Here is a 25,348-nt window from a genome sequence, read left to right as displayed (position 1 = left end):
CCTCCCGTCGCCCCTACAGTGAGCCCCCGGCGGCGCGTCCACACCACGGATTCGGAGCCCCCGCACGCGCCGCGCACCATCAACTCTCCTGGAGAGTACGGGGGTTCCCAGGGGGAGACATCACATGAACCGGACAGCCGGAGCGCCGCCCGCGCCACGCACGTGGCTGCGCGCGACGCTCGCTCTGACCGCCGCGACCGCCGTCACCTGGGGCGGCCTGCCGGGCCTTCAGGGCGAGGCGTACGCGGCGAAGCGCCCCAACGTGAAGACGCAGCGGTGCGACGAGAAGTGGCTCGGCCGCACGTTCCCGACCACACCGCCGAACTCGGGGCCGCCCGACACGCTGCCGTACGACGCCTGGCCGAGCGACGAGAACTACACCTACGACAACCCGGCGAAGGCGTACGACGGACTGCCCGCGCCGACGCAGGAGCAGCGGGACAGGGCGGGCACCAACTACCGTTCCTGGCAGCGCAAGTTCAAGAAGAGCGGGAACCCGGCCGACCGGGCCATGGAGATCTACGCCCGTTACAACAAGCAGTACGACGCGTCGACGGGTTACAAGGACTTCCAGCGGTTCCTGGACGTGCGCTACGTCGGCGCGCACGGCAACCCGGCCCGGGGCGACGCCTTCGAGGCCCGGATGGTCAAGAAGTACAACATGGTCGGCCCGGACTGGTGGTGCCAGGACGTCCTGGACTACACCGACCCGGAGACCGGCGAGAAGCGCTACCGCGTGGTCGACGCCCGCAACCGGCCGCGCGACCACAACGTGGAGATGAAGTCCAACGGCGAGGTCCGCAAGGACCAGATCGACGCCGACCGGCAACTCGCCAAGGAGCGCCCCAAGTCGACGTACCGGTATCTGACCGGGGCGCGCACCGAGAAGCCCACGAAGGACGCGATCAAGCAGTTCGACGACGACCTGAAGAAGCAGCGCGGCACGAACCGCACCCAGGCGGGAGTCTACGAGCGCCGCTCGAACGCGATCGAGCGCACCGGCAAGCCGACCGTCTACACCCGCTACGACAAGCGCTTCAACGCCGACCCGCTCAAGTCCGGCATGCGCGGGCCGCTGTTCGACCAGGCGCTGCGCTCGGGCAAGACCCCGCAGGAGGCGTACAGCATCCAGCGCAGGTACCAGCAGAGCAACACGGGCGGCTACTTCAACCGGGGGCCCGGCGGCATCGACTTCTCCACGCTGGAGATGAACTTCGTCGGCAAGCCCGTCAAGGGCCAGGGGCTGCGCTACTCCCTGAAGGCCGACTACGCCACCGACCCCGACAGCAAGCCCGGCTGGGGCGGCGAGGCCAAACTCACCCTCGCCTCCGACGCGTTCTTCACCTGGCTGGCGCTCACCCCGGACAAGTTCTGGGTCAACCTCAACCCGGTGCGCCCGGACCTGATCCTGGACAAGGAGTTCGCGAAGACGGACGCCGGCCGGGTGCTGCTGGAGTCGGACCTGACCCTCAAGCACGACTACGCGGACGCGATGAACCCGGACAAGTCCGAGCGGGGCGAACGCTTCTGGCGGGCCGTGCCGCGCACGGAGAGCGGCCAGCCGTGCCTGCCGGTGATCCGGCAGTGGATCACACCGAAGACCGCGCAGGTGCGTGAGCAGGACGGCGGCATCTACATCCTGGACGCGCCGCTCAAGGTCAACATGGAGGTGCCCACCGGTCCGGACGTGCCCGCGGGCTCGTGCCACCTGACCGAGGCGCAGACCAAGCAGGCCGAGGCGCTGGTCAGGTCGGTGATCCGGCCGGAGCTGGAGCGGCGCGTCAACCACGACGCCGCCTACGCCGATCTGCGCCGCGTGTACTCCTCCCGGGTCGCCGCCGAGTACGTCCGCCGCCAGGACGCGATCTCCCCGACCGACTACCACGAGATCATCAACAGCAATGACGTGAAGCGGTGGCCGCTGCGGGGCGAGAACAAGAACTGGGACAAGAAGACCGTCTACGACAAGTACGTGTACTCGTTCGAGCACGGTGACTACAAGTTCGAGCGGACCTACGACGGCAAGGTGTGGATCCTGTCGATGGGCGGCGTGGACTTCTCCAAGGCGCCCCGCCGCAACATCAGCCGCACCCAGTTCACCACCCAGCACCCCGGTCTGGACACCACCACCAGGACGTCGCAGCAGGCCGAGGTGACCTACCGGGACAGCGACAAGGTCTACCTGGGAGGCACCACCGACGAGAACTCCCCGGCACCGACCCCCACTCCGACCCCGACACCCACCCACGAGCCGACCCCGTCGCCCACGCACGGCGGAGGCGGACCGGCCCCCACGCCGCACCCGTCCCACGCGCCGGGCGGCAGCGGCGCCACCCCGCCCGCGGACCACACCCCGGACGGCGGCCTCGCCCACACCGGCTCCGACACCCCCTTCGGGCTGATCGCCGGCATCGCGGCCGTCCTCGCCGTGGCCGGCGCGGCCCTGGTGTGGTGGATGCGCCGCCGGAGGAACCCCGCCGGGTGACGCGCCCCGGAGGTCCTCGGTAACGGACGCGGCTGTGGCCCCACGCAGGCCCCCGGCGGCACGCCCTCCGGACCCGCCCCGCCCCCGGTGGCACCGCTGCCGGTTCCCCGGCCGGTGGTTCCGGCGCCGGGCCGGGGGCGGGCCCGGGGCCGTGGTTGCCGCCGGGGACGAGGAGGAACGTGGGACGGGACCGGTCGGCTGTCTCCGGCAAGGCAACTCCTGACGTCACTGCACGCGCATGCGGCACACATACCGGGCGCGGCTTCGGCGCTCTCGGCGTTCTGTGGAAGCCGGGCCCGCTCCCGGGGTCGTCGGAGACAGCATATATGTGTCCTGGACACCTTGCCTGAAAACACTGCCTGGACACCCTGTCCGCACAAACACCTGTGCGCCATCACACACCCATCAACCTGTGTGATGGCTCGCACGGTGAGGTGCCAGTGTGTGTCAGTCGAAGGTGCGCGGGCCGCCGGCGCAGTCCAGGGCGGTGAGGTCCACCGCGTCGGCCATCGCCTGCATGCCCTTGTCGTTGGGGTGCAGGTGGTCGCCGCCGTCCAGGAACGGCAGGACGCGCTCGGGGTCGTACGGGCTGCGCAGGACGCGGTCGAAGTCGGTGACCGCGTCGAACTCGCCGTTGTCCCGGATGAAGGTGTTGACCTCCTGGCGTACCGACTCGGCGGCGGCGTCCCACTCGCCCCAGCCCTTGAACGGCCCGACGGTGGCACCGACCACGCACTTACCGGCGGCGTGCGCCCGTGCGGCGATCTCGCGGTACCCGGCGATCAGGTCGGCGGCGGTGACCCCGGTGTGCGCCTTGAGGTCGTTGACGCCCTCGAAGAGGAAGACGGTCCGCACGCCCGGCTGGGACAGCACGTCCCGCTCCAGCCGGTGCAGGGCGCTCTGTCCGGCGCCGTCGGCCAGCACCTTGTTGCCGGAGATGCCCTCGTTGGCCACGCCCTTGACGCCGGTGCGCGCCGGTCCCAGGCGGCGGGCCAGGTAGTCGGGCCACCGGCGGTTCAGGCCGGTGCTGGAGTGCCAGCCGTCCGTGATGGAGTCGCCGAGCGCGACGACGGCCGAGGTGTGCGGTGCGGTCCGTACGGACACGGCGTCCAGGTAGAACCAGGAACCGGTGGTGTTCGTCCAGTGGCCGGCGCTCTCCTCGGCGGTGTGATCGCCCTGGGTGGTGTACGACGTCTGCATCGCCATGCCGTGGCCGGTGGCCGGACCTGCCGCGTCGGGGCTGTGCAGGCTGACGACCAGGCCGGTGGCGGCGGGCAGCCGGCCGGGCAGCGGATCGCTGAGGACCGTCCGGCCGGCGGGGACGGTGACGGAGGTGGCGCCGCCGAAGGTCAGCCGCCGGTTGGTACTCGGGCGCAGGGCGGCGCCCGACTCCTGGACGCCGGCCCAGACGCTGTCGAGGGTCAGCGGACGGTCGCCGAAGGCGTTGGTCAGGCGGATGCGCGCATCGCTCCCGGCGACGCTGGTGTGCACGACGAGACGGTACGCGCGGTCGGGCGTGCCGGCGCCGAGACGGTCCGCGCTCGCGGCCCAGGTGACCACCTCGTGCCGCCGGGTGCGGGACGCGGCCTGGGCGTGTGCGGCCGGCACGGCAGCGGCCCGCGCGGGGGCGGCAGCGGGCACAGTGGAGGCCGTGGCCGTGGTGGAGGCCGTGGCCGTGGCGGTGACGGTCAGGAGCACGGCGGCCAGGGCGGTGGCACGGGTCAGCTGAGCCCTCATCGGTCGAATCCCTTCAGCGTGACGGACCTTCCCGGTTCCAGGGCGAGCGCGCGGGAGGTGCCGCCGTGGGTCACCGTAGTGGTGCGGCCCCCGGCGCTGTGGATCCGCGCCGACACCGGCGTGCCGTTCTTCCAGCGCAGGTCGACGGTGAAGCCGCCGCGTACGGGAACACCGGTGACCGCGCCGGAGGCCGCCCACGCGTCGGGCAGCGCCGGGAGCAGCTCGATGTGTCCGGGGCGGGCGTACAGCAGCATCTCGATGATCGCCGCCGGGGTGCCGAAGTTGGCGTCGATCTGGAAGATGCCCCGGCCGGGCCCGGTCTCGTAGATGTCGAAGAGGTTGAAGGCCGTGCCGTTGCCGCCGCCGGTGGAGGGGCGGAGGTTGTCGACGACGAGCTGGTAGGCCTTCTCCGCGGAGGTAAGCGGCCTCCAGTTCGGGGTCCGGGACGCCGCTCGCGGCCCGGTACCGGACGCGCTCCCAGGTGTCCAGGGCACGCTGCTGCGGCGTGGAGGCGCCGAGGTCGATCCCGAGTCCGTCGTACAGGGCGCGGTGGTCGGCGCCGTGGGTGCGGCGCCGGGTGCCGGTGGCGTGCGAGGCCGCCGCGCGCACCTTCGTACGGGCGAGCCGTTCCGGGTCGAGGGCGGGATCGCGGTACCCGGTCCGGGCGTCGGGGGGCGTAGTTCGTGCCGCCGCTGAGCACGACCGTGAGGTCCGGGCAGTCGGAGAAGTCGATGCGGGTGCCGTGCACGCGCACCCGGCCGCCGCCGCTCGTGCGGGCGGCGACGGCCGCGCCGTAGCGCAGGCCGTTGGGAAAGGCGCCGCCGAAGGAGACAGCCGGGGCCTCGCCGTGGGTGCCCTCCAGGGTGACCGTACCGGTGTGGCGTCCTCCTCCGCTCTGCGTGAAGTGCACGACGATCACGTCGTCGGGACGGCTGGCGAAGACCTCCCGGCGGTAGGTGACGCCCGCGTACACGTAGGACGTGGTGATCAGTCCCCGGGCGAGGTCGAGGGTGCGGTGGTAGTCGTGGACGGCGGAGAGGTCGTGGCCGGGGAGGGCGACGGTGAGGCGGGCGAGGAGGGTGAGGGAGCCGAAGTCGTCGCGGCCGTAAGGGAGCTGGCCGTCGGCGTCGAGGGTGTCGTTGAGGCCGCCGGTCCACATCGTGGCGTCGGTGACGAGGAGGAGTTCGCGGGCGGGGTCGTTGCCGGCGAGGGCACCGAGGCGGCCGTTGCCGACGGGCAGGCCCTGGCTGATCATCGAGTGCTCGTCGGCGGGGGCCTGCCACCAGAGGGCGTGGCGTGGGCCGCCGGGGGTGTCGCGGGCCGGGGCCGGGCGCTCGGGCGCCGCGGAGGCGGTGAAGGCTGGCAGGGCACCGAGGAAAAGAAGGTGCGCCACCTGGTCCAGCAGGGCGATCTCCACCGGCTTCGCGGTCCGCACAGCGAGGGCGCGACGGTCGTGCAGTACGCGGCCGGGGACGGCGCCGAGACGCTGGTGCTGCGTGGCGGCGCGGTCCGCGTCACGGGGTCCCGCGGCTTCCCGTGCGGTTGCGGGGGCTCACCGCCGGGACCCGTTACCGCGACTCGCGCACGGGCGAGGTCCATCACGCCACGGTGCTCACCGAGTACGGCTTCCACCCCGGCCTGGAGCCGGGTGACTGGGCGAGCCGTGCCGTGCATCTGGTGCGGCTGCCGTGACGTCCCGGCCGAGGTGCCGGTCCCGGGCCGCTACGGCCGGTCCTGCTCGTCCCGGTCGCCGCAGACGCCGTTCTCCCAGGCCCAGGCGGCGACCTCCACCCGGTTGCGGGCGGCGAGCTTGCGCTGCACGCTGCCCAGGTGCGTCTTCACCGTGGAGAGCGAGACGTGCAGCTCGGCCGCCAGTTCCTCGTTGGTGCGGCCGCGCGCGACCAGTCGTACGACGTCCGTCTCCCGGGCGGTCAGCGGGAGTTCGCGCGCCCTGCGCGGCTCCCTGGGCGCGGGCCTGGCGCGCTCGGGGCGCGTCACGGCTTCCGCCGCCGCGTGCGTCATGTGCTTCAGCAGCCGGACCGTGATCGACGGCGAGATGAGGGCGTTGTCGGCGGCCACGGCCCGGACCGCTTCGACGAGCAGCGCGGCAGAGCCGTCCTTGAGCAGGAAGCCGCAGGCCCCGTTGCGCAGGGCCCGGTACACGTACTCGTCCACGTCGAACGTGGTCGCGATGAGCACGTTCAGCGGGTCCTCCGCTTCCGGGCCCGCCAGCAGCCGGGTCGCCTCCAGGCCGTCCAGGCCCGGCATGCGGATGTCCAGCAGGCACACGTCGGGGCGCAGGCGCCTGGCCTCCTGGACCGCGGTGGCGCCGTCGGCCACCGAAGCGACGATCTCCATGTCGGGCTGCGAGCCGAGGATCATGCCGTAGGCCGAGCGGATCATCTGCTGGTCGTCGGCGAGGAGGATCTTGATCGTCGTCATGGGTCCAGGGTGTCAGCCGCCGGGACGTCCGCCGCAGCGACGGGCAAGGGGCCGGGCAGCGGGATGTCGGCCTCGACGACCCAGCCGACACCGGCGCGCGGGCCCGCCGTGACGGTTCCGCCGACCATGGCCGCGCGTTCGGAGAGCCCGACCAGGCCGTACCCGGAGCCGGTTCCCGATCCGTAACCGGCCCCCGGCGCCGTTCCTGACGCGGTTCCGGAACGTCCGCCGCGCGCGGGCCGGTGGGCCGGGGCGGTGACTTTGGCCCCCCGGCCGGCGGCCTCCGCGTCGTCGCACACCGAGACCCGTACCACCGGCCGGCCGGTGTCGCCGCCGAGGCGGACGTCGACGGTGACCGCCTTCGCCCCGTGCGCGTGCTTGCGCACGTTCGTCAGGGACTCGCGCACGACCTGGTGCACGGTGGTGGCGATGCCCGGCGGCAGCTCCCCGGCGCTCAGGCGCGGGTCCAGTGTGAGGTCGACGGCCGGGCCCGCCGCCGAGAAGCGCGCCGTCAGCGCGCGCAGGTCACCGAGACCGGCGCCGGGCCCCGCCACGGGGCCGCTCCCCCGCGGGTCGCGCAGCACGGCCACCATGCTCCGCATCGACTGCATGGCCTGCGAACCGGCCTCCTCGATGGCCGCGAGCATGCCGTCCAGTTCCTCGGGGCCCGGCGGGCGGCCTGCGGCTGAGGCGAAGCGCACGGCCTTGGTCTGGGCGATGATCGCGGTCACGTGGTGGCCGACGAAGTCGTGCAACTCCCGTGCGTGGTCCAGGCGTTGCTCTTGCAGGGCGGCCTGGTGCTCCCGTGCCCGGAACCGGTCGAGCAGACGCAGGTACAGGCCGAGCACCGCCGCCAGGACCGCGGCGCTCCAGAGGGCGGGGACGGCCAACGAACCCACCTTGCCGTACTCCGCCGAGGGCAGCCGCAGGAAGATCACCGTGAGGGCGGCCACCGCGCCCCCGGCCAGTGCCAAGGCCCGCAGTGGCGGGCGCAGGCGCAGCGCGCGGGCGACGACCAGGAGCAGCGCGCACGACTCGACGACGCCGAAGGTGTGTTCGGCGCGGACGCCCGTACGGTTGCTGACCAGGGTCAGCAGGCAGGACGCGGCGACCGCGGCGGACGCCACCCGGCCGAAGCGGTCGCGGGGGACGGCGACGGCGGCCAGGGCCAGCCCGCCAACCACCGTCCAGGCGACGGCGGCCGGCACGGAACCGGTGTCCGCCCCTTCGGCGGCCACCGCGGCCGTCAGCAGGACCGCGGCGCACACCACCGCGATCCGCCGGCCGACCGAGGCGCCGGTCCACCGGATCACCGGAGTACCGGTCCACCGGATCACCGGAGTACCGGTCCACCGGGACACCGGGACGTCGAAGAGCTGCTTCATGTCTGTGCAGGTTACGGCCTCGCGCGGGTCCGCGCCTCGACCGTTCGGTCGAGGCGCCGCGCACACCGGCCGCCGGGTTTCGGTCCTCCGGCTGATCCCCCGCACCCCGGCGGCGGTCAGGATCGGGACACCTGCCCCCTCTCCCCCGGGCGTCCCGCTCCCCGGCCACCGCACTGGAAGGCCTCATGCTCCGTACCGTCCTGCGCTCCGTCCGCCGTGATCTGCGCCGCTTCGCGCTGCCCGCCCTCGCCGTGCTGATCGGTGTGGCCTGTGTCAGCGGTTCGCTGCTGTACACCCGGTCCCTGGCCGCGGGCGCCGACCGGCTCCAGCGGGCGTCGCGGCCCGACGTGTCGGTTGAGGTGCGGGCGGGAGACCCCGGCCCGGCGCAAGGGTCCGCGGCGGCGCCGGACGAAGCGCTGCGGCGGCGGCTCGCCGCGCTGCCCGGGGTGGCCGCCGCGCGCGGCACCCTGGCGGGCCGGGCGTTCCTCGTGGCGCACGACGGCACGCTGGTGGGTCCGGCGGCCGAGGCGGCCGGGGTGAACTTCGTACCCGACCGGCGCGGGGCCGACCCCCGCTATCCGCTGACGCGGGGGCGCGGCCCGCACGGTCCCGGTGAGGTCGCCGTCGACCGGTGGTCGGCCCGGCGCGCCGGGTACCGGGTCGGGGACCGGGTGCGGGTCGTCGTGGCGGGCGAGGTCCGCCGGGTCCGGCTCACCGGTGTCTTCACCGTCCACGACCCCGCCGTCGCCGCCGGCGGCACAGTGACCGCGTTCGACCAGGCCACCGCCCGCACCCTGTTCGCGCCGGAACCGGGTGCCTACGCGTCGATCACGCTCACGGCCGCCTCCGGCACCTCGCCCACGGCGCTCGCGGGCCGCGTGGCACGGGCGCTGCCCGCCGGTCTGGAGGCGGTCCCCCGCGCGGAGCTGGACGCACAGGCCGCGGCGGCGCCGGACCGCGCGAAACTCGGCACCCTGCTGCTGGTCTTCGCGGGCATCGCCCTGCTCCTGTCGGCCTTCCTGGTGGGGAACACCTTCACGATGCTGAGCGCCGCCCGGGCCCGGGAACACGCCCTGCTGCGGGCGGTGGGCGCGAGCCGCGGGCGGGTCCTGCGGACCGTGCTGGGGGAGGCGGCCCTGGTCGGTGCCGTCGCGGCCCTGGCCGGGTACGGGGCGGGCGTCGGCGTGGCCGCGGCCCTGGGCTCCTTGTTCGGACCCGCCGCCGGCCCGGCGGGCGCGGCCCCGCCGGACCCCTTCTCCCCCGTGCCGCTGCTGACGGCCCTCGCCGTCGGGGTCGCGGTGACGGCCGCGTCCGCGTACGTTCCCGCGCTGCGTGCCTCGGCCGTCGCACCGGTCGCGGCGCTGCGGACCGACCTGCCCGCCCCGGCGCCCTCGCTGCGGCGCCGTACTCTCACCGGGCTGTCCGCCACAGGCGTGGGCGCCCTGCTGCTGGCTTTCGCGGGCGGGGACCTCGCGGTGCTCGCCGTCGCCCTGCCGGTGCTGCTCGCCGGGCTGGTCCTGCTCGTCCCGGTGCTCGCTCCGCTGCTCACACGTGTGCTGCGCGCACCGCTGCGGCGGGTGTGCGGAGTGCGCGGTGTCCTCGCACTGGCCAACGTGTGCCGCAATCCCCGCCGCACCGCGGCGACCGCGGGGGCGCTCACCGTGTGTGTGGCGCTCGTCAGCGCGGTCTCGGTGGCACTGTCGTCGCTGAGCGCCACGGCGGCCCGCAAGGCGGAGACGGAGATGCCGACGGACCTGCGGATCACCGCCGTCGACTTCGCCGAGGTCGGCGCGGACACGGCACGGGAGGTCGCCCGGCTGCCGCACGCGGCGGCGGTCACCTCGGTCCGGGAGGACGCGTTCCGTCTGCCCGACGGCTCGACGCTGTGGACGGCCGTCGTCGATCCGGACGCCGTGGGACGGGGGCGCCTCGGCGGTCTCACTGTGCGCGCCGGGTCCCTGGGCGACCTGGCCAGGGGCGTCGCCGTCACCTCGGCGCTCGCCGCGGAGCACGGCTGGAAACCGGGCGACCGCCTCACCGGCCGGGAGCTGTCCGACGCCGGGGTGCCGGACGGCCCCGCCCTCGACCGTACGGTCGTCGCGGTGTACGACGGCCCCGAGGCCCTGGGCCCGGCCCTGCTCCCGGAGGGCGCCCTGGCCGGGGCCGGGGCGGCGCGCGGCGGGCCGGTGACCTCGGTCCTCGTCCGCGCGGAGCCGGGCCGTACCGCCGCCCTCAAGGAGGACATCCGCCGCACCCTGGACAACCCGCTGCTGGTGGTCCAGGACCGGGGGGACGCGGGACGGGAGGCGGCCGAGGCGTTCGGTCCGCTGTTGTCCGTGCTGTACGCGATGTTCAGTGTCACGGTCGGTATCGGGGCGCTGGGGGTCGCCAACACCATGGGCATGGCGGTGTTCGAACGGGTGCGGGAGATCGGGCTGCTGCGTGCCGTCGGCCTCGACCGGGCGGGGGTGCGTTCCATGCTGCGCGCGGAGTCGGTCGTGGTGTCCCTGCTGGGCGCCGGGCTGGGCATCCTGGCGGGCGGCGCGGCGGGGGTGGCGGCGGTGTCCGGCCAGCCGGGCGCGGTGGTCTCCCTGCCGTGGACGGCCCTGCTGCTGTTCTTCCTCGGCGCGGCCGTGATCGGGGTGCTGGCCGCGCTCGGCCCCGGAGCACGGGCGGCTCGGGTGCCGGTGACCCGGGCGGTGGGCCAGTGAGCCGGACCCTGCGGGCGGTGGGCCGACGGGCCGGGTCCTGCGGGCGGTGGGACGGACGTTCTCAGGGCCGGGGGGCGGTGGGACGGACGTTCTCAGGGCCGGGGGGGCGGTGGGACGGACGTTCTCAGGGCCGGGGGGCGGTGGGACGGACGTTCTCAGGGCCGGGGGGCGGTGGGACGGGCGGTCGCTGGGCCGGGGGCGGCGACACCGGCGGTCGTAGAATGAACCGCGCTGATCCGGTGAAAGGGCTGAAGGAGGCCGGGACATGGGCCACACTCTGACACCCAAAGGGCAGGCGACGCGGCAGCGCATCGTCGCCGGTGCCTCCGAGGTCCTGCGGGAAGCCGGCCTCACGGCGACACTCGACGACATCCGCGAGCGGACGCGGACCAGCAAGAGCCAGTTGTTCCACTACTTTCCCGGGGGCCGGGACCAGCTCCTGCTCGCCGTCGCCCACTTCGAGGCCGGCCGGGTCCTGGACGACCAGCAGCCGTACCTGGGGCACCTGGACGACTGGGAGGCGTGGTACCGGTGGCGGGACTCGGTCGTCGCACGGTACCGGGACCAGGGAGACACGTGTCCCCTCGGCTCCCTGCTCGGACAGGTCGGCACGGCTTCTCCCGGCGCGCGGGCCGTGGTCGTCGAGCTGATGCGCAGGTGGCAGGAGCACATCGCCGACGGCATCAGGGTGCTGGTGCGCACCGGCCGCCTGCCCGAGGCGTTCGACGTGGACACGGCCGCGGCGGCGCTGCTGGCCGGCATCCAGGGCGGGGTCGCGCTGCTGCTCGCGACGGGCCGGGTCACCCACCTGGAGGCCGCGTTGGACTGGGGGATCGCCCGACTGCGCGCCGCGGACCCGACGGCGACGGACGCGAGCCGCGTGGCGGACGTGCGCCGTGCGGCGCCCTCCGTCACCGGCTGAGGAGGCACGGCGCGGCCCGGCTCAGGAACCGTCCCGCTCGGCGCGGTGGGCCGCCGGCCTGGGCAGGGCCTTGGCCTTGGCCCGCATCCGCCCGGCGCGGGGGCTGCCGAACGCCTCCAGCAGATCGGCCGCCCGTGTCCAGCTCGCCCGCGCCTCGGCCTCGCCCCCCAACTCCAGTTGGGCGGACGCCAGATGATCCAGCACCTCGGCCTGGTTGTAGTCGTCCTGGAGCGCTTCGAGCAGCCGCAGCGCCGTCCGGTGGTTCGCGACCGCCGTCCCGAACTCGCCCAGGCGTTGCCGGGCGTAGGCGATACTGTCCCAGGTCGCGGCCTCGTTACGGCGGTTGCCGCCCTCCTGGAGGATGGGCAGCGCCTCCTCGCACATGGTGATCGCCTCCCGGTACTCGCCGAGCAGGGCGAGGTACCAGCCGACGGCGTTGAGTTCACGGGCGAGCAGGGCGGGCCGGACCACGGTGCGGTACAGCGCCAGGGCGCTGCGCGCGTGGTGCAGCGCCTCGCCGTAGCGCTGCTGCCGGCCGCGCACCCAGCCGATGCTCCGCTCGATGGCGGCCCGCTCCGCCGGATCCAGCCGGTGCACGTGCTCGAGCAGCAACTCGACCTGTTCGTCGGCCTCGGAGGACTGGCCCGTCTCGGCCAGCGCGCGGGCCAGGTTCGCGCCGGTCCTGGCGATGGCGACCGGGTCGTCGAGGAGGAGGGCCGCGTCGAGGCCGAATCGCTCGGCCGAGATCTCCTCGGCCCAGCGGCCCGCGACCGCGTTGTACCCGACCCACGCCGGCGGAAGCGCGGCGCGCCGGTGCCGCAGCCGTGGGTCGTCCAGGGTCCGCAGAGCGGCGGCCGTGGTCGCCTCCTCCTGGCGGAACCAGGCCAGCGCCTCCGCGCGGCCGTCGACCGCGATGGGCACGACGCCGGGGGCCGGGGCGCCGGCCGGTTCGGCTCCCAGGCGCGCGTCGAGCGCCTGCCCCGCCGTCAGGGCGTTGTGGCGCAGGTAGTCCAGGAGGCGTGCCTCGGCGCCGTGGCGGTCGTCCCCCTCCTGGTCGCCGAGTTCGGTGCCGTAGGCACGCACCAGGTCGTGCACGACACCCCGGACACCTCCGCCAGAGTCTCCAGCGTCAGCAGCGAACGCTGCCGCGCCTGGCGCAGCAACCGGCCGAACGTGCCCTTGTCCATCCCCACCCCCAAGACCGCGCCCGGCGCCCTCGGTCCGGAACCAGCCGAGCCTAGCCGTTGCGCGATCACCGTCCGGTACGCATCTCACATGGCGGGTCCGCGGCGGCGGGGCGCGTCCCGGGTCCCGCGGTCCGAAGCCGCCGGAGCCCGGCGAAAGGCGGTCGCGACGCCGGACCGGCCGGTGCCAGGTGCGGCGCAGCCGCCCGCCGGGTCGCCGGCGCGGTCGCGGGAGTCACTGGAGGAGATCGCCGGGGCCGCGTTCCCGGCGTCGTTCTCCGATCGGGGCGTGCTGCCGGTCGCCACCGGTCGGCGGCCGCCGAACGGCTCGGAGGGGGCGGAGCCGCGCCGGACGGCCGCGCGGCTCCCGTCCTCCCTCGGCCGACCGGTCAGCCGGCGCGGCGCATGAGCAGGTGGCCCCGGCGGAAGCGTTCCTCTTCGCCCGGCTCGCGCAGCATGCGGCCGAGCTCGGTGAACCCGGCGTCACCCGCCAGCCGGGCCAGGTCGTCGATCGGCCACCGGTAGGCGGTCGTCACCTTGTGGTCGAACGCCGTGACCGGCCCGCCCTCCGACTCGAAGAAGCCGAGCAGGAGGTGGCCGCCGGGCGCCAGCACGCGCCCGAACTCGGCGAAGTGGGCGGGCAGGTCCCGCGGCGGGGTGTGGATGACCGAGTACCAGGAGACGATGCCGTCGAGCGTTCCGTCGGCGAGGTCCAGTGCCCCCATGGAACCGACCTCGAAGCGCAGGTCCGGGTAGGCCTGGCGGGCGAGATCGATCATCACCGGGGACAGGTCGACGCCGGACACGTCCAGCCCCAGGTCCCTCAGGTGGGCGGTCACCGCGCCGGGCCCGCAGCCCAGTTCGGCCACGGGCCCGGCGCCGGCGCTCCGCACGCAGTCGGCGAACGCCGCGAGCACCGCGCGGTCCAGCGGGAAGCCGTCCAGCGCGTCGCGGAACAGGTCCGCGTAGAGGACCGCGACGGCGTCGTAGGCGTCGGCGGTGGTGGACAGGTGGGAGGCGGATTCAGTCACAGGCGAGGACCCTAGGGCCAGGGCGAGGTCCGCCGGAAGGGGGGGCCGGGGCATCCGCCGGGGCACCCCTCAGTCGTCGCGGGACGCCATTGCGGTGACCGGGAAGACCGCCGTGCGCCGGGCGGGCCGTGGGACGGCCGGGCCACCGGGTAGACGGGGAAGCGGAAGTAGGTGGTCATGTCCGTACGCCGGCCGACGGCCCGGAAACCGACCAGTTCCTGGAGGCCGGTGAAGGCTTCGAGCGGCTGGGGGGCGAGGGCGTCGACCAGGTCCCGGTAGGGGCCCGCCGGGATGCCCTCGCGCTCCATGAGCGCCGCCACCCGTTCGGTCGTGTCCCGTTCGCTGCGGGACAGACTGGTCATGCGCAGGTACGTGGTCGCCTCCTCGGCCCGGGGGCAGCCCTTGCGGAAGGCCAGGCAGGTCAGGGCGGCGTCACCGGCGTCCGCGCGTCCCGGACCGACGAGCGCGCGGTAGCCGAGGCGGCCCAGCGCGGCGTCGTGCGAGTGCGCGAGGCCCGCGAGGGCGTTCAGCTCCTCCACCGTGCCGGCGGCGCTGCGGTAGTACACCTTGGCCCTGCTCCGCGGCGAACCGGCCGGTCGTCCGTGGGCACGACACGTATGTTGCGTTCCCGGATGCCGGCGATCCGGGCGGCCTTGGCCACCGAGTGGTGGGTCTGCGCGCTGAGGTAGAGGGTTCCGTTCCCCAGGGACTCCCCCAGCCGGCTGTGCCGCGCCGCGACCACCGCGGACAGGTTCGCCGTCGAGCCGCCCGTGGTGAGGATGCCGGAACTGCCCGCGGGGAGCCCGCACACGTCCCGGGCCATCCACCGCAGCACGCTTTCCTCGATGGCGGTCAGTGCGGGGGCGGCGGCGGCCAGTCCGCCGAAGCGGTTGACCGTCCGGGTGAAGAACTCGGCCAGCGCGGACGTGTAGATGCCACCGCCCGGGATCGCGGCCATCACCCGGGGGCCCGCGGTCTCCATCGCCATCCCGGCGGTCTGGCTCAGCCGGTCGAGCAGCCCGGAGGGGTCTTGGCCCTCCTCGGGCGGCGCCACCGTGAACGGCGCGATCCACTCCTCGACGGTCGCCGTGTCCGGCGCGCAGGCGGCGGGGCGGTGCGGTGCCGCCCCTGCGAACTCCGCGAGCCGGGAGACCATCATCTCCCCCAGCTCCCGCACCTGCGCGGGCGAGACCTCCAGGGGGAGGTGAGGGGGCATACCCATGCACTGTCCTTTCCAAGGACGGCCCGGGCCGCCCTCGCACTCACACATGCTTCCTGGACGGAAACGGACCGCGGGCCGCCCCGGGTTCACGGTGGGCGGCGATCCGTCGGAGCCGCTCGGGTTCGAGGAAGACGACGGGGTCGTCGGAAGCGATGGGCACACGCTGAGCGGCAGCCCCGCCCCGGCGGGCCGGCCGCTCAGCCGCCCCGCAGCCACCACAGCAGCAGGCTCACCGCGCCCGAGCCGGCGGCCCCCGCCGTGCCGAGAGCCGCCTGGCGGGCCGGACGGCGCCGGAAGAGCACCCGTGCGGCGTGGGACGGCTCGGCGTCGTCGGTCGCGGTCAGGATGTCGTTCCTCCCGCTCCCGACGGGGCGTGCCCCTCGGACCGGTACCGATCGTGGCCGATCGCCAGCGGGGCGAGGGCGCCGAAGACCCCTGCGGCCGTTGCCGATCGCGGTGGCAGCGCGCCAGCGTGTGACCGTCGTAGTGGACGGCTGCGCGCAACGGCCGGCCGCCGCGGCCCTGCGGGCGCACGGCGGTCGGTTCAGGGACCAGTTGACGCGGGAGGAGACCAAGCACGAGCAGAAGGTCATGTCCCGCACCTTCTGGCTCCCGGACCGCTCCCGCCGGCGGGGCGGGCGGCATCAGCCGGCCCTGGCGCCTGGACGGTCCTGGCGGCGGGCCCGAGTCGCGATGACGGCCGGGCGGGATGCGGAGGGCCGGCGTGGCTCCAGGGTGGTTAGGCTGCGGGCATGGATCCGGCCCTGACCAGCGGTGTGACCGCCGAACCCGTCCTCCTCGACGCCGACGAGCTGACGTCCGACCCGGAACTGGAGTCCCGGTTCGCGAAATCGGCGCACCGGATCCTCGCGGACCTGGTCCGCGCAGGTGCCGCGCTGGGCTGGGTCGAACCACCCTCGCGTGACGAGGTGGCGGACCTCGTCCGCCAGGTCCTCCGCGCGGCGCGCGCCGGTGACGCGGCCCTGCGCGCCGCCTACGTCGACCGGCGGCTCGTCGGGCTCGGGTACTGGCTCCGCTACTCCCGGCCGACGCACCGCCCGCACGCCGACCTGGAGAAGATCGCCGTGGCGGCCGTCGCGCAGGGCCGCGGGGTCGGCCGGGCGCTGACCGCCGCCCTGACCGCGGACGCCCGGGAGGCGGGCATCGAGGTCCTCACCCTGGACGCCCGCGGCGACAACACCCACGCCCTGCGCCTCTACCGCTCCCTGGGCTTCACGGAATACGGCCGCCTGCCCGCCTTCGTCGCCGTCGGCGTGCACCGCTACGACAAGGTCTTCTGCATGCTGGACCTGCGCCGGGAGAGCTGACCCGGCCCCGGCCCGCACGCCGTCCGGACGTCGGCAGCCGTGGACGGCCGCGCTCCCCATCGCGAGTCATCCCGCCGAACCCGCCCGCTCCTCCTCCCCCTTGAACATGTCGAAGAGGCTGTGGGGTGCGCGGTCGCCGAACATGCGCTCGTGGAGGCGTACGGCTTCGGTGGCCTCCTCCGCGCTGCGGGCGAACAGGGCCTGCTCGTACGCGGTGAGCGCGGCCTCGACGTCCTCGGGGTGCGCGGCGAGGGCCTTGCCGAGTTCGGCGCCGTCGTACATGGCCAGGTTGGCGCCCTCGCCGGACGGGACCATGAGGTGGGCGGCGTCGCCGAGCAGGGTCACCCCCGGCACCCTGTCCCACCGGTGCGCGAGCGGCAGGGTGTGGAGGGGGCGCAGGACGGGCGGGGTGTCGCCGTCGGTGATCAGCGCCGTCAGTTCCGGTGCCCAGCCGGCGAACTCCCGGGCGATCCGCGCGCCGGCCGCCGCGGCGTCGGTGAAGTCGACGGCGGCGAACCAGGCCGACGGCCGGGACAGCGCCACATACGTGTGCAGCGTGTCCCCGCTCTCCCGGTGCGCCTGGATCCCCTTGCCCGGGGCGAGCGCCAGCATCGATCCGCCGCCGACCGCCTTCGCGGCGGCCGGGTGCCGGGTGTCGGCGTCGTAGAGGTACGTCTCCACGAACGACGTGCCGGCGTACTCGGGCACCGCGCCAGACAGCAGCGGCCGGACCCGCGACCACGCGCCGTCCGCGCCGACCAGCAGGTCCGTGACGAGCGTGCCGCCGTCGGTGAAGGTCACCTCATGGCGGCCGTCACCGAGAGCGCGGACGCCGCCGGCCTTGTGGCCCCACCGGACGGTGCCGGCCGGCAGTGAGTCGAGCAGGACGCGGCGCAGCTCGCCGCGCTGCACCTCGGGGCGTCCGCCCGTGCCCTCGTCGGGTGCGTCGAGCAGGACGGTCCCGTCCCGGTCCAGGATCCGCATGGCCTCGCGGCCCTCCAGGATCAGGGCGCGGAACTCGTCCGTCAGGCCGGCGGCCTCCAGGGCGAGCTGTCCGTTGTGGTCGTGGATGTCGAGCATCCCGCCCTGCGTGCGGGCGGTGGGCGACGCCTCGGCCTCGTGGACCGTGACGGGGATGTTGTGGACGTGCAGGACGCGGGCGAGTGTGAGGCCGCCGAGTCCGGCGCCGATGATCGTGACGGGGGTGCGCATCGAGGTTCGGTTCCTTCGGGTTCGAGGCCGGCCGGGGTCCGGACGAGGTCTCTGGTACGGCATTCCATTCTGGTACGGCGTTCCAATGCTGGAACGGCACTCCATCCATGTCAAGATGGCGGCATGGCAACGCGGACGCGCCGGTCACAGCGGCGTACGGAGGCGCTCTCCCGCGAGCGCATCGTCGAGGCCGCCGTCGAACTGCTCGACGCGGCCGGTGAGAGCGGGCTGACGTTCCGGGCGCTGACCGAGCGCCTCGCCACGGGGCCGGGGGCGATCTACTGGCACGTGGCGAACAAGGACGAACTGCTCGGCGCCGTCACCGAGGCCGTGGTCGCCGCCACCCTGGCCGCCGGCCCGGCCACGTCCACAGCGCCCTCCGGGCCTGCTCGTCCTGCCGGGCCTGCCGGGCCCTCCCGGTCTGCCGGGCGCGGCGCGTCCGCCGACTCGCCGCAGGACGCGATCCGTGCCGTCGCGCTCGGGCTGTTCGAGGCGATCGAGGACCACCCGTGGCTCGCCACGCAGCTCGCCCTGCAACTGTCCCGCAACCCCTGGGGATCGGTGACACCGCGGATCTTCGAGAGCATCGGCCGGCAGGTCCGCGCGCTGGACGTGCCCGAGTCCAGCTGGTTCACGGCGACCTCGGCGCTGGTGCACTACGTCCTCGGCGCCGCGGGCCAGAACGCCGCGAACGGCGCGAGCGCCGACACCGACACCGGCACGCATACGGACCGCGCCGAATTCCTCGACACCGTGTCGTCGGCGTGGGAAGAACTCGACCCGGAGGACTACCCGTTCACGCGGGCCGTCGCCGACCAGGTGCGCGGGCACGACGACCGCGAGCAGTTCCTCTCGGGGCTCGACCTCGTCCTCGCCGGCATCACCGCCCTGCACTCGCCCAGGGGGTAGCCGCGGCTCCGGGCACGGGTTGCGGCATGCCTCCTGCGGCTGGACAACTCCCTTGTCGGCCGGGAGACTTCGGCGTCACCTGAGGAGGATCGGGAGGGGCGCGTGAAACCGTCACAAGTCGAACGGGTGCGGAAGTACCTGGCGTCTGCCGGGGTGCGGGACGAAGAGGTCCTGGGCGTCGCCCTCGCCTACCCGGCGGGACGGGTGTCGACGCTCATGGCCGGACTGAAGTCGGAGGTCGCCGGCGCCGCGGCGGCCGGCCCGGTCGGGGCCGTCGTCGGGAAGCAGGCCGGGCGGGTGCGCCGGCGCAAGCAGGTCGACGCGGCGCTGGACCGCTCGGCCGGTCCGGACCTGCCCGTGCGGGAGCGCAACGTGCTGGCGTTGACGAGCGGCAGGCTGCTGGTCTTCTCGCTGGGCGGCCTGATCACGCCGCAGCCGCGGAAGCTCCAGTGGGACTTCCCGCTGGACGAGGTGGGGTGGGTGTCGCGGGGCAGGTTGACGACCGGGGCGGCGATGGCGCTGCGGGCGGACATCGGCCTGGCCGACGGCCACGTGGCCCGCCTGGAGTTCCCCCGGGCAGCGGTGAAACCCGGGCAGGCGCTGCTGCAGGAGCTGCACCGCAGGGTCCCCGACCGGTCCGCCTGACGGCCCCGAGGAGTCCGAGGGGGCCGCTCGACCGGCCCGCAGCGGACTGTCCCGCGGGCTCCCTGACACGGCTGCGCCCGGTCTTCCCGGCGGCTCGGACCAGGCTCCCGCCCGGTCTGCCAGGCGGCCCTGCAAGGCCCTCCCGGCAGTCCGCCATGAGCGTCGCCGGGTGGTACGGGTGTGAGCCGTGGGACACCGACGTACCGTGTAAAGGACGGAAGAGGCGCGGCCCGCGTGAGGGACGCGGTGGCACGCCCCGACCGCTCCCCTGGTGTGGGTGCGGGAAACGTCGAAGGCGGGAGAAGAAGCTATGCCGGCACGTGTCCGACGGACCCGGGGCCACCGGTCCACCCTGCGTACCGCGGTCCCCGTGGTCACCCTGCTCCTGGCGGCGACGGCATGTGGCGGGACCTCCGCCCAGGTGGGCGCCGTCGGCTCCACGGGCGCGGTCGGTTCCGCGTCGGGGCTACCGACCGGCAAGGACGGCCGGAGCGCGGTGCGGGCGAGCCCGGGGCGCAGCGCCGCCGAGTCGCCCGCCCCGGCCAGGAGCGACTCCGCCACCCTCGGTGGCCACCAGAACACACCGCGTGCCGTGCCCACGGCGAAGGCCGCCCAGTGCGTGAACGACTACTTCTCCGGCATGACCACGGCCCAGCGGGTCGGGCAGCTCTTCATGGGCGGGGTCTCCGCGGCCCACCCCGACCAGGCCCAACTGCGCACCCTGCGCGACCAGCACGTGGGCTCCGTCATGCTCACGGGCCGCAGCACCGCCGGTACGGCGGCGACCCGGAAAGTGGTCGACGGCATCCGCCGACAGGCCGACCAGGTGGGCGGCCGGCGGGCCGGGATGGTGGTCGCCACCGACCAGGAGGGCGGCCAGGTGCAGGTGCTGAGCGGTCCCGGCTTCTCGGCCATGCCCGACGGGCTGACCCAGGGCGGCTGGAGCACCACGACCCTGCGGACCCGGGCCGCCGACTGGGCCAAGCAGCTCAAGTCCGCCGGGGTCGACCTGAACCTCGCCCCGATCGCCGACGTGGTCCCCGCGAGCCTGGGCACCCGCAACCGCCCCATCGGCTACTTCCACCGCGAGTACGGGCACACCCCCGACGTCGTGACCTCGCACAGCGGCGCCTTCGCCGCCGGGTTCGCGCAGTCCGGGGTGATGACCACGCTCAAGCACTTCCCCGGCCTGGGGCAGGTGTTGGGGAACACGGACACGACCGCGAACGTGGTGGACTCGGTCACGACCACGAAGTCCGCCTCGCTGGAACCCTTCCGGGCCGGGATCCAGGCCGGTTCGCCCTTCGTGATGATCTCCTCGGCCACCTACACGAAGATCGACGACCAGCACCTGGCGGCCTTCTCCCCGGCGGTCATCGACCAACTGCTGCGCCATGACATGGGGTTCAAGGGCGTGGTCATCTCCGACGACCTCGGCGACGCGGTGGCGCTGCGGTCCTTCACCCCGGCGCAGCGGGCGGTCGGCTTCGTCGCGGCCGGCGGCGACATGGTCCTGACGATACGGCCCTCCATCGTCCCGCAGATGACGCAGGCCGTGCAGAGCCGGATGCGGCAGGACGCCTCCTTCCGCGCCAAGGTCGACGCCGCCGTGCACCGGATACTCGACGCCAAGCACAAGGCGGGCCTGCTCGACTGCGGGTGACCCCCGGAACACCGGCCCGCGACCGTGGTGCGGAAATGGTTGTACGGCTCATGTTGCGCTTCTGTCCCGCTTCTGTACCACTTCGCCCACAAGAGGAAATCCCGGTTGATGCGTGAGGGAGCTGTGGAAAGATCGCGGAGTATCTCCGGATCTTTCCGGGCCGCACTGCGGCCCGCGATCCGGCCCCATGATCAACTGGAGGACCCACGTGGCCAAGAGTTCCGGCCTGAACACGCGTCGCGCGGCGGCGCGTGTCACGGTTGCGGCGGTCACCGCCGCGCTGGTGGCGACCGGTACCGGCGCCGCTTTCGCCGCCGACGCACCCGGACGGTCTGCATCGCAGGCCTCCGCCGACGCCAAGGCGTCGGGCGTCACGAAGTACGGCGTCGCGACCCCGTCGGCGGCTGCTCAGATCAACGCGCTGTACGGCATGGACAGCAAGGGCGACCTGTACGGTTACTGGCCCGACAGCACGGGGACGCTCGGCCCCCGCCAGTCGACCGGTTCGGGCTGGCAGGACGCCCGCTTCATCACGCAGGTCGACCAGGACAAGAACGGCCAGTCGGACGGCATCTGGGACGTCACCGCGGGCCAGCTCCACTACACGAAGTGGAGCACCGACCCCGTGCTGGTCGGCGGCGGCTGGAACATCTACAACCGCGTGCTCTCGACCGGCAACCTGGGCGGCGCCGCCTACGAGGACCTGCTGGCCCGGGACAGCTCGGGCGTGCTGTGGCTCTACCTGGGCTACGGCAACGGCAAGCTGACCTCGCGCTACAAGGTCGGCGGCGGCTGGAACGCCTACACCGACCTGGCGGGCAAGGGCGACCTGACCGGCGACGGCAAGGACGACATCGTCGCCAAGGACACCTCGGGCGTGCTGTGGCTCTACAAGGGCACCGGCAACTCCAAGGCCCCGTTCGCGGCGCGCACCCGCATCGGCAGCGGCTGGAACACGTACAACACCCTGCTCTCCGTCGGCGACATCAACCACGACGGCATCACCGACCTGCTCGCCCGTGACAAGAACGGCGCGCTGTGGCTGTACAAGGGCACCGGCAAGGCCTCCGCCCCGTACGCGTCCCGCGTGAAGATCGGCAGCTCCGGCTGGAACACGTACCGCATCCTGTACTGATCCGGAAGCGCCGCCTCACCGAAGGCAGCCGAACGGGCCGTTCCCCTCGGGGGGCGGCCCGTTCGCCGTGCCGGGCGTGCGCGGAGCTGCGCCGGGTGCCGCCGCGGAAACGGCTATCGGCTTCCGGTCGCTCCCGGAGCGCAGTCGCGGATGTCGGTGTTCCAGTCCAGGAGTCGCGCGAGATCGTCGCCGCCGGGGCTCCCGGATCCGGCCGCCGACGCCCGGGCCGCCGGGGACGACGTGTGCGTGCCGCGGGAGATGCCGCCGCTGACGGCGGTGTTGTGCTCGGTGCGGGGACGGCGGAGCGATTCGTACAGGGTGAGCGCACGGGCGTGGTCGGGTACGTCGCGCAGGCACTTCGCGAGGACGACGGCGTCCTCCAGTGCCATCGAGGCGCCCTGGCCGGTCGCCGGGGAGGCCGCGTGGGCCGCGTCGCCGACCAGGAGGACCCGGCCGGACCGCCAGGGCGTGCCGGGCGGCAGCTCCGTGGCGTTGGTGACCATCAGTTCGTCAGCGGTGGCCGCGACGATGTCCGCGACCGGGGTGGGGTCCTTGCGCAGGAGGGGGACGAGCAGGTCGCGCCGGCCGGCCGCGGTGCCCCGCGCGATCTCGTCGGCGGACAGGGGTTCGCCGCTGCTCACGCGCGCGAACCAGTACGTCTGCCCCGTGGGCGAGGTGGCGTGGCCGAACGCGGCGGTGCTGCCCCGCACCATGGTGATGCACGCCGTGTCCCCGGTGGCGGGCGCGGTGCCGGTGTAGCCGTAGTAGACGCGCTGGCCGGCGTAGACGGGCTGTGCGGTGGGGGCGATGGCGCGGCGGACCGTGGAGTGCACGCCGTCCGCGCCGACCAGCAGGTCGCCCCTGGCGGCGCTGCCGTCGGTGAAGCGCGCGGTGACACCGTCCGGGCCGTCCTCCACGGATGCGAGCCGGACGCCGTGACGGACGCCGATGCCCCGGCCGGTGGCCTCCGCCTGCAGGGCGGCGTTGAGTTCGCCGCGGCGCAGGCACCGGTAGCGCAGCACGGGGTCGCCGAGCGGCACGTGCGCGGTCTCGGCTCCCGTGGCGTCGAGCACGCGCATCGACGTCAGCGGGAAGCCGAGCGCGGTGACCGCGGCGGCGGCGTCGAACTGGGCGAGGGCGCGCATGCCGTTGCCGGCGAGTGTGAGGAACGCGCCGATGTCCTCGGCCGAGTCGGGGTGCGCCTCGTACACGGTGACGTCGTGCCCCGCCTTGTGCAGGGCCAGGGCCGTCGCCGTACCGGCGATCCCCCCGCCGACGACAAGAACACGTGCCACTGCCATGTCTCCCCCCACTCGTGCGGTCCCTCGTCCCCCCGGTCCTACCCGCGCGGGCGGCACCGACGCGCGCGCCGCCGGGGATGGCCTGTTCAGCGCGCTCCGGCCGGGTTGGCATCCTCGCCCAGGTAGGTGCCGTACCCCTCGCGGACCCGCGGGCCGTCGAAGACCAGGACCTCGTTGACCGAACTTCCCTTCTGGTTACGGTAGTTGATGACCAGGCAGTCCACGCCGACATAGCTCCCGACGATCTCGAAGCGCAGGTCGGGGATGCGGCGCAGGCCCTCCGTCCAGTAGGCGCGCAGCGCGTCCTTGCCCCGGATGACCCCGTCCCCGCCGAGCAGTTGCGCGGCCACCGGTGACCGGAACGTCACGTCGTCCGTGAAGTGGGCCAGCAGTGAGTCCAGGTCGTGCGCGTTCCACGCGCTCACCCAGGAGTCGACGAACGTCCGTGCCGTTGCTTGATCCATGACCGCATTGTGCCGAGGCCGCGCGGATTCACGAACGGGCTTGACCCTCACGTTGCGTGAGGCTGGAAGGTGGTGCGCATGAGCGACTACTACAACGCGTTCGAGATGAGCCCCGTCCCCGCTCCCGGCCCGGACGCGGTGCCGCCGGAGCCGTTCCGCGGCATCTACGGGATGCCCGCGTTCGTGACGATCCCCACCGTCGACCTGGCGGCGTCGGTGGACTTCTGGACCCGTGGGCTCGGGTTCTTCGAGCTGTTCGGCATCCCCGGCAGGCTGGTGCACCTGCGCCGGTGGGCGTTCCAGGACGTGCTGCTCGTCCCGGCGGAGAGCGTGCCGCAGGAGGCACCGGCGGTGAGTATCAGTTTCGCGTGCGTGCTCAGCCAGGTCGACTCCCTCGTCGAGGCCTGCCGTGCGCTGCGCCCGGACTCGGTCGACGGCCCGCGGGACACTCCCTGGAACACCCGCGACGTGGTGGTGACCACCCCCGAGAACGCGCGGATCGTCCTCACCGCGGCGAAGCCCTTCGACCCGGTGAGTCAGGAGGCGCGGAACCTCGCGGCCGTCGGGATCACCCCGCCGGGCGCCGGGCGCGGCGACAATGAGGACCATGGATGATGCCACTGGTGCCGACGGTCTGACCGTCGGCCAGGTGTCGACGCGGCTGGGCGTGACGGTCCGCGCGCTGCACCACTGGGACGAGATCGGTCTGGCGCGGCCGTCGCTGCGCACAGCCGGCGGGTACCGGCTCTACACCGCCGGTGATCTGGAACGCCTCCACCGCATCGTCGTCTACCGCGAGGTCGGCCTCGGCCTGGACCGGATCCGGGCCGTCCTGGACGACTCGGCCGCTGACGTGCCCGGCGCGTTGCGCGCGCAGCGCACCCAGGTCGCCGAACGGATCGAGCGCCTTCAGCAACTCGGCGCCGGACTGGACCGGTTGATCGAGGCGCACGAGCGCGGCCTGCTGCTGACCGCCGAGCAGCAGGCCGCAATCTTCGGCCCCCGGTGGAACCCGGACTGGGCCGCCCAAGCCCGGCAGCGCTACGGAGACACGACGCAATGGCGGCAGTACGCCGAACGCTCCGCCTCGCGCAGTGCCGAGGAGTGGCAGGCCGTCGCCGACGCCATGGCCGGCCTCGAACGCGCCCTCGCCGACGCGATGGACGCCGGCGTCACACCCGGCAGCCCGGAAGCGGACGAACTCGTCGAGCGGCACCGCGCCGTGTTCACCTCCTCGTACTTTCCCCTGACCCGGCAGATGCAGGTCTGCCTCGGCCGCAGGTACGAGGCCGATCCGGCGTTCGCCGCCCACTACGATGGCATACGCGCCGGCCTTGCCACGTGGTTCCGCCGCATCATCGACGCCTGCGCCCGGGCGCACGGCATCGATCCCGACACGGCGACGTGGCAGTAGAGCGTGGGTCGGACCCAAGTGTCCAGCGGGGACAGGTGGTCAACGGGCACGAGTGGTCAACAGGCACGAGTGGTCAACGGGCACGAGTGGTCAACGGGCACGAGTGGTCAACGGGCACGAGTGGTCAACGGGCACGAGTGGTCAACGGGCACGAGTGT

21 protein-coding genes and 1 pseudogene are annotated in these 25,348 nt (G+C 73.9%); 11 read left to right on the top strand and 11 right to left on the bottom strand.

Annotated elements, in window-relative coordinates:
- Positions 1-124: 124 nt before the first annotated feature.
- On the top strand, positions 125-2,485 hold the full coding sequence (locus tag AB0G56_RS12525) for an LPXTG cell wall anchor domain-containing protein (RefSeq protein ID WP_360967764.1): 2,361 nt from the start codon (positions 125-127) through the stop codon (positions 2,483-2,485).
- Positions 2,486-2,932: 447 nt separating this feature from the next.
- Here AB0G56_RS12525 and AB0G56_RS12520 read toward each other — a convergent pair whose 3' ends face one another.
- Positions 2,933-4,222, bottom strand: a complete 1,290-nt coding sequence (locus AB0G56_RS12520; protein WP_360967762.1) for an SGNH/GDSL hydrolase family protein — start codon at positions 4,220-4,222, stop codon at positions 2,933-2,935.
- Positions 4,219-5,639 (bottom strand): annotated as a pseudogene (locus tag AB0G56_RS12515) (glycoside hydrolase N-terminal domain-containing protein). Before AB0G56_RS12515 ends, AB0G56_RS12520 begins: the two are co-directional and overlap by 4 nt.
- A gap of 119 nt (positions 5,640-5,758) precedes the next feature.
- Here AB0G56_RS12515 and AB0G56_RS12510 point away from each other — a divergent pair.
- Positions 5,759-5,914, top strand: coding sequence for a GH36 C-terminal domain-containing protein (locus AB0G56_RS12510; protein WP_360967759.1), 156 nt, complete (start codon positions 5,759-5,761; stop codon positions 5,912-5,914).
- Between the two features lie 30 nt (positions 5,915-5,944).
- Here the strand turns inward: AB0G56_RS12510 and AB0G56_RS12505 are convergent, their stop codons facing one another.
- Both AB0G56_RS12505 and AB0G56_RS12500 read right to left on the bottom strand, forming a co-directional pair.
- Positions 5,945-6,664 carry a response regulator transcription factor gene (locus AB0G56_RS12505; protein ID WP_360967757.1) on the bottom strand — a complete coding sequence of 240 codons (720 nt, stop codon included), beginning with the start codon at positions 6,662-6,664 and terminating at the stop codon, positions 5,945-5,947.
- Entirely contained in the window at positions 6,661-8,049 is a 1,389-nt protein-coding gene (locus AB0G56_RS12500) for a histidine kinase (protein WP_360967754.1), read from the bottom strand. The genes AB0G56_RS12505 and AB0G56_RS12500 overlap by 4 nt, the downstream gene beginning before the upstream one ends.
- A 185-nt stretch (positions 8,050-8,234) precedes the next feature.
- On the opposite strand from AB0G56_RS12500, the gene AB0G56_RS12495 reads away from it, so the two are divergent.
- A complete protein-coding gene (locus tag AB0G56_RS12495) occupies positions 8,235-10,760 on the top strand; it encodes an ABC transporter permease (protein WP_360967752.1) in 2,526 nt (841 codons plus the stop codon).
- Positions 10,761-11,025: 265 nt separating this feature from the next.
- The gene (locus tag AB0G56_RS12490; RefSeq protein ID WP_360967749.1) at positions 11,026-11,682 is read left to right on the top strand and encodes a TetR family transcriptional regulator; all 657 of its coding nucleotides are present in this window, start codon (positions 11,026-11,028) and stop codon (positions 11,680-11,682) included.
- Between the two features lie 21 nt (positions 11,683-11,703).
- Here the strand turns inward: AB0G56_RS12490 and AB0G56_RS12485 are convergent, their stop codons facing one another.
- The 4 genes from AB0G56_RS12485 to AB0G56_RS12470 all read right to left on the bottom strand — a co-directional run bounded on the left by AB0G56_RS12485 (position 11,704) and on the right by AB0G56_RS12470 (position 15,119).
- On the bottom strand, positions 11,704-12,777 hold the full coding sequence (locus tag AB0G56_RS12485; protein ID WP_360967747.1) for a tetratricopeptide repeat protein: 1,074 nt from the start codon (positions 12,775-12,777) through the stop codon (positions 11,704-11,706).
- A 478-nt stretch (positions 12,778-13,255) separates the two neighbouring features.
- Positions 13,256-13,897, bottom strand: coding sequence for a class I SAM-dependent methyltransferase (locus tag AB0G56_RS12480; RefSeq protein WP_360967744.1), 642 nt, complete (start codon positions 13,895-13,897; stop codon positions 13,256-13,258).
- 11 nt (positions 13,898-13,908) lie between these two features.
- Entirely contained in the window at positions 13,909-14,463 is a 555-nt protein-coding gene (locus AB0G56_RS12475) for a hypothetical protein (RefSeq protein WP_360967741.1), read from the bottom strand.
- Entirely contained in the window at positions 14,424-15,119 is a 696-nt protein-coding gene (locus AB0G56_RS12470; protein WP_360967738.1) for a pyridoxal-dependent decarboxylase, read from the bottom strand. The genes AB0G56_RS12475 and AB0G56_RS12470 overlap by 40 nt, the downstream gene beginning before the upstream one ends.
- A gap of 752 nt (positions 15,120-15,871) precedes the next feature.
- Here AB0G56_RS12470 and AB0G56_RS12465 point away from each other — a divergent pair.
- Positions 15,872-16,447, top strand: a complete 576-nt coding sequence (locus AB0G56_RS12465; RefSeq protein WP_360967735.1) for a GNAT family N-acetyltransferase — start codon at positions 15,872-15,874, stop codon at positions 16,445-16,447.
- A 66-nt stretch (positions 16,448-16,513) separates the two neighbouring features.
- Here the strand turns inward: AB0G56_RS12465 and AB0G56_RS12460 are convergent, their stop codons facing one another.
- Entirely contained in the window at positions 16,514-17,659 is a 1,146-nt protein-coding gene (locus tag AB0G56_RS12460; RefSeq protein ID WP_360967732.1) for an NAD(P)/FAD-dependent oxidoreductase, read from the bottom strand.
- Positions 17,660-17,782: 123 nt separating this feature from the next.
- Between AB0G56_RS12460 and AB0G56_RS12455 the strand changes: the two genes are divergently transcribed.
- The 4 genes from AB0G56_RS12455 to AB0G56_RS12440 all read left to right on the top strand — a co-directional run bounded on the left by AB0G56_RS12455 (position 17,783) and on the right by AB0G56_RS12440 (position 22,011).
- On the top strand, positions 17,783-18,568 hold the full coding sequence (locus tag AB0G56_RS12455; RefSeq protein ID WP_360967729.1) for a TetR/AcrR family transcriptional regulator C-terminal domain-containing protein: 786 nt from the start codon (positions 17,783-17,785) through the stop codon (positions 18,566-18,568).
- A 102-nt stretch (positions 18,569-18,670) separates the two neighbouring features.
- Positions 18,671-19,213, top strand: coding sequence for a hypothetical protein (locus AB0G56_RS12450; protein WP_360967726.1), 543 nt, complete (start codon positions 18,671-18,673; stop codon positions 19,211-19,213).
- A gap of 310 nt (positions 19,214-19,523) precedes the next feature.
- Positions 19,524-20,876: a glycoside hydrolase family 3 N-terminal domain-containing protein gene (locus tag AB0G56_RS12445; protein ID WP_360967723.1), complete on the top strand. Its 1,353-nt coding sequence runs from the start codon at positions 19,524-19,526 to the stop codon at positions 20,874-20,876.
- A gap of 208 nt (positions 20,877-21,084) precedes the next feature.
- Positions 21,085-22,011, top strand: a complete 927-nt coding sequence (locus tag AB0G56_RS12440; protein ID WP_360967720.1) for a VCBS repeat-containing protein — start codon at positions 21,085-21,087, stop codon at positions 22,009-22,011.
- A gap of 113 nt (positions 22,012-22,124) precedes the next feature.
- Here AB0G56_RS12440 and AB0G56_RS12435 read toward each other — a convergent pair whose 3' ends face one another.
- A complete protein-coding gene (locus tag AB0G56_RS12435) occupies positions 22,125-23,312 on the bottom strand; it encodes an FAD-dependent oxidoreductase (protein ID WP_360967717.1) in 1,188 nt (395 codons plus the stop codon).
- An 86-nt stretch (positions 23,313-23,398) separates the two neighbouring features.
- Positions 23,399-23,776: a nuclear transport factor 2 family protein gene (locus AB0G56_RS12430; protein ID WP_360967714.1), complete on the bottom strand. Its 378-nt coding sequence runs from the start codon at positions 23,774-23,776 to the stop codon at positions 23,399-23,401.
- A gap of 78 nt (positions 23,777-23,854) precedes the next feature.
- On the opposite strand from AB0G56_RS12430, the gene AB0G56_RS12425 reads away from it, so the two are divergent.
- Positions 23,855-24,391 carry a VOC family protein gene (locus AB0G56_RS12425; protein ID WP_360967711.1) on the top strand — a complete coding sequence of 179 codons (537 nt, stop codon included), beginning with the start codon at positions 23,855-23,857 and terminating at the stop codon, positions 24,389-24,391.
- Positions 24,384-25,190 carry a MerR family transcriptional regulator gene (locus AB0G56_RS12420; RefSeq protein ID WP_360967708.1) on the top strand — a complete coding sequence of 269 codons (807 nt, stop codon included), beginning with the start codon at positions 24,384-24,386 and terminating at the stop codon, positions 25,188-25,190. The genes AB0G56_RS12425 and AB0G56_RS12420 overlap by 8 nt, the downstream gene beginning before the upstream one ends.
- The last annotated feature ends 158 nt before the right edge of the window (positions 25,191-25,348 follow it).

It is taken from the genome of Streptomyces sp. NPDC021356, assembly GCF_040641015.1.
In the GTDB taxonomy this organism is placed as follows: domain Bacteria; phylum Actinomycetota; class Actinomycetes; order Streptomycetales; family Streptomycetaceae; genus Streptomyces.
Note: the sequence above shows the minus strand (reverse complement) of the source record. Positions and strands in the feature narration are given on the sequence as shown.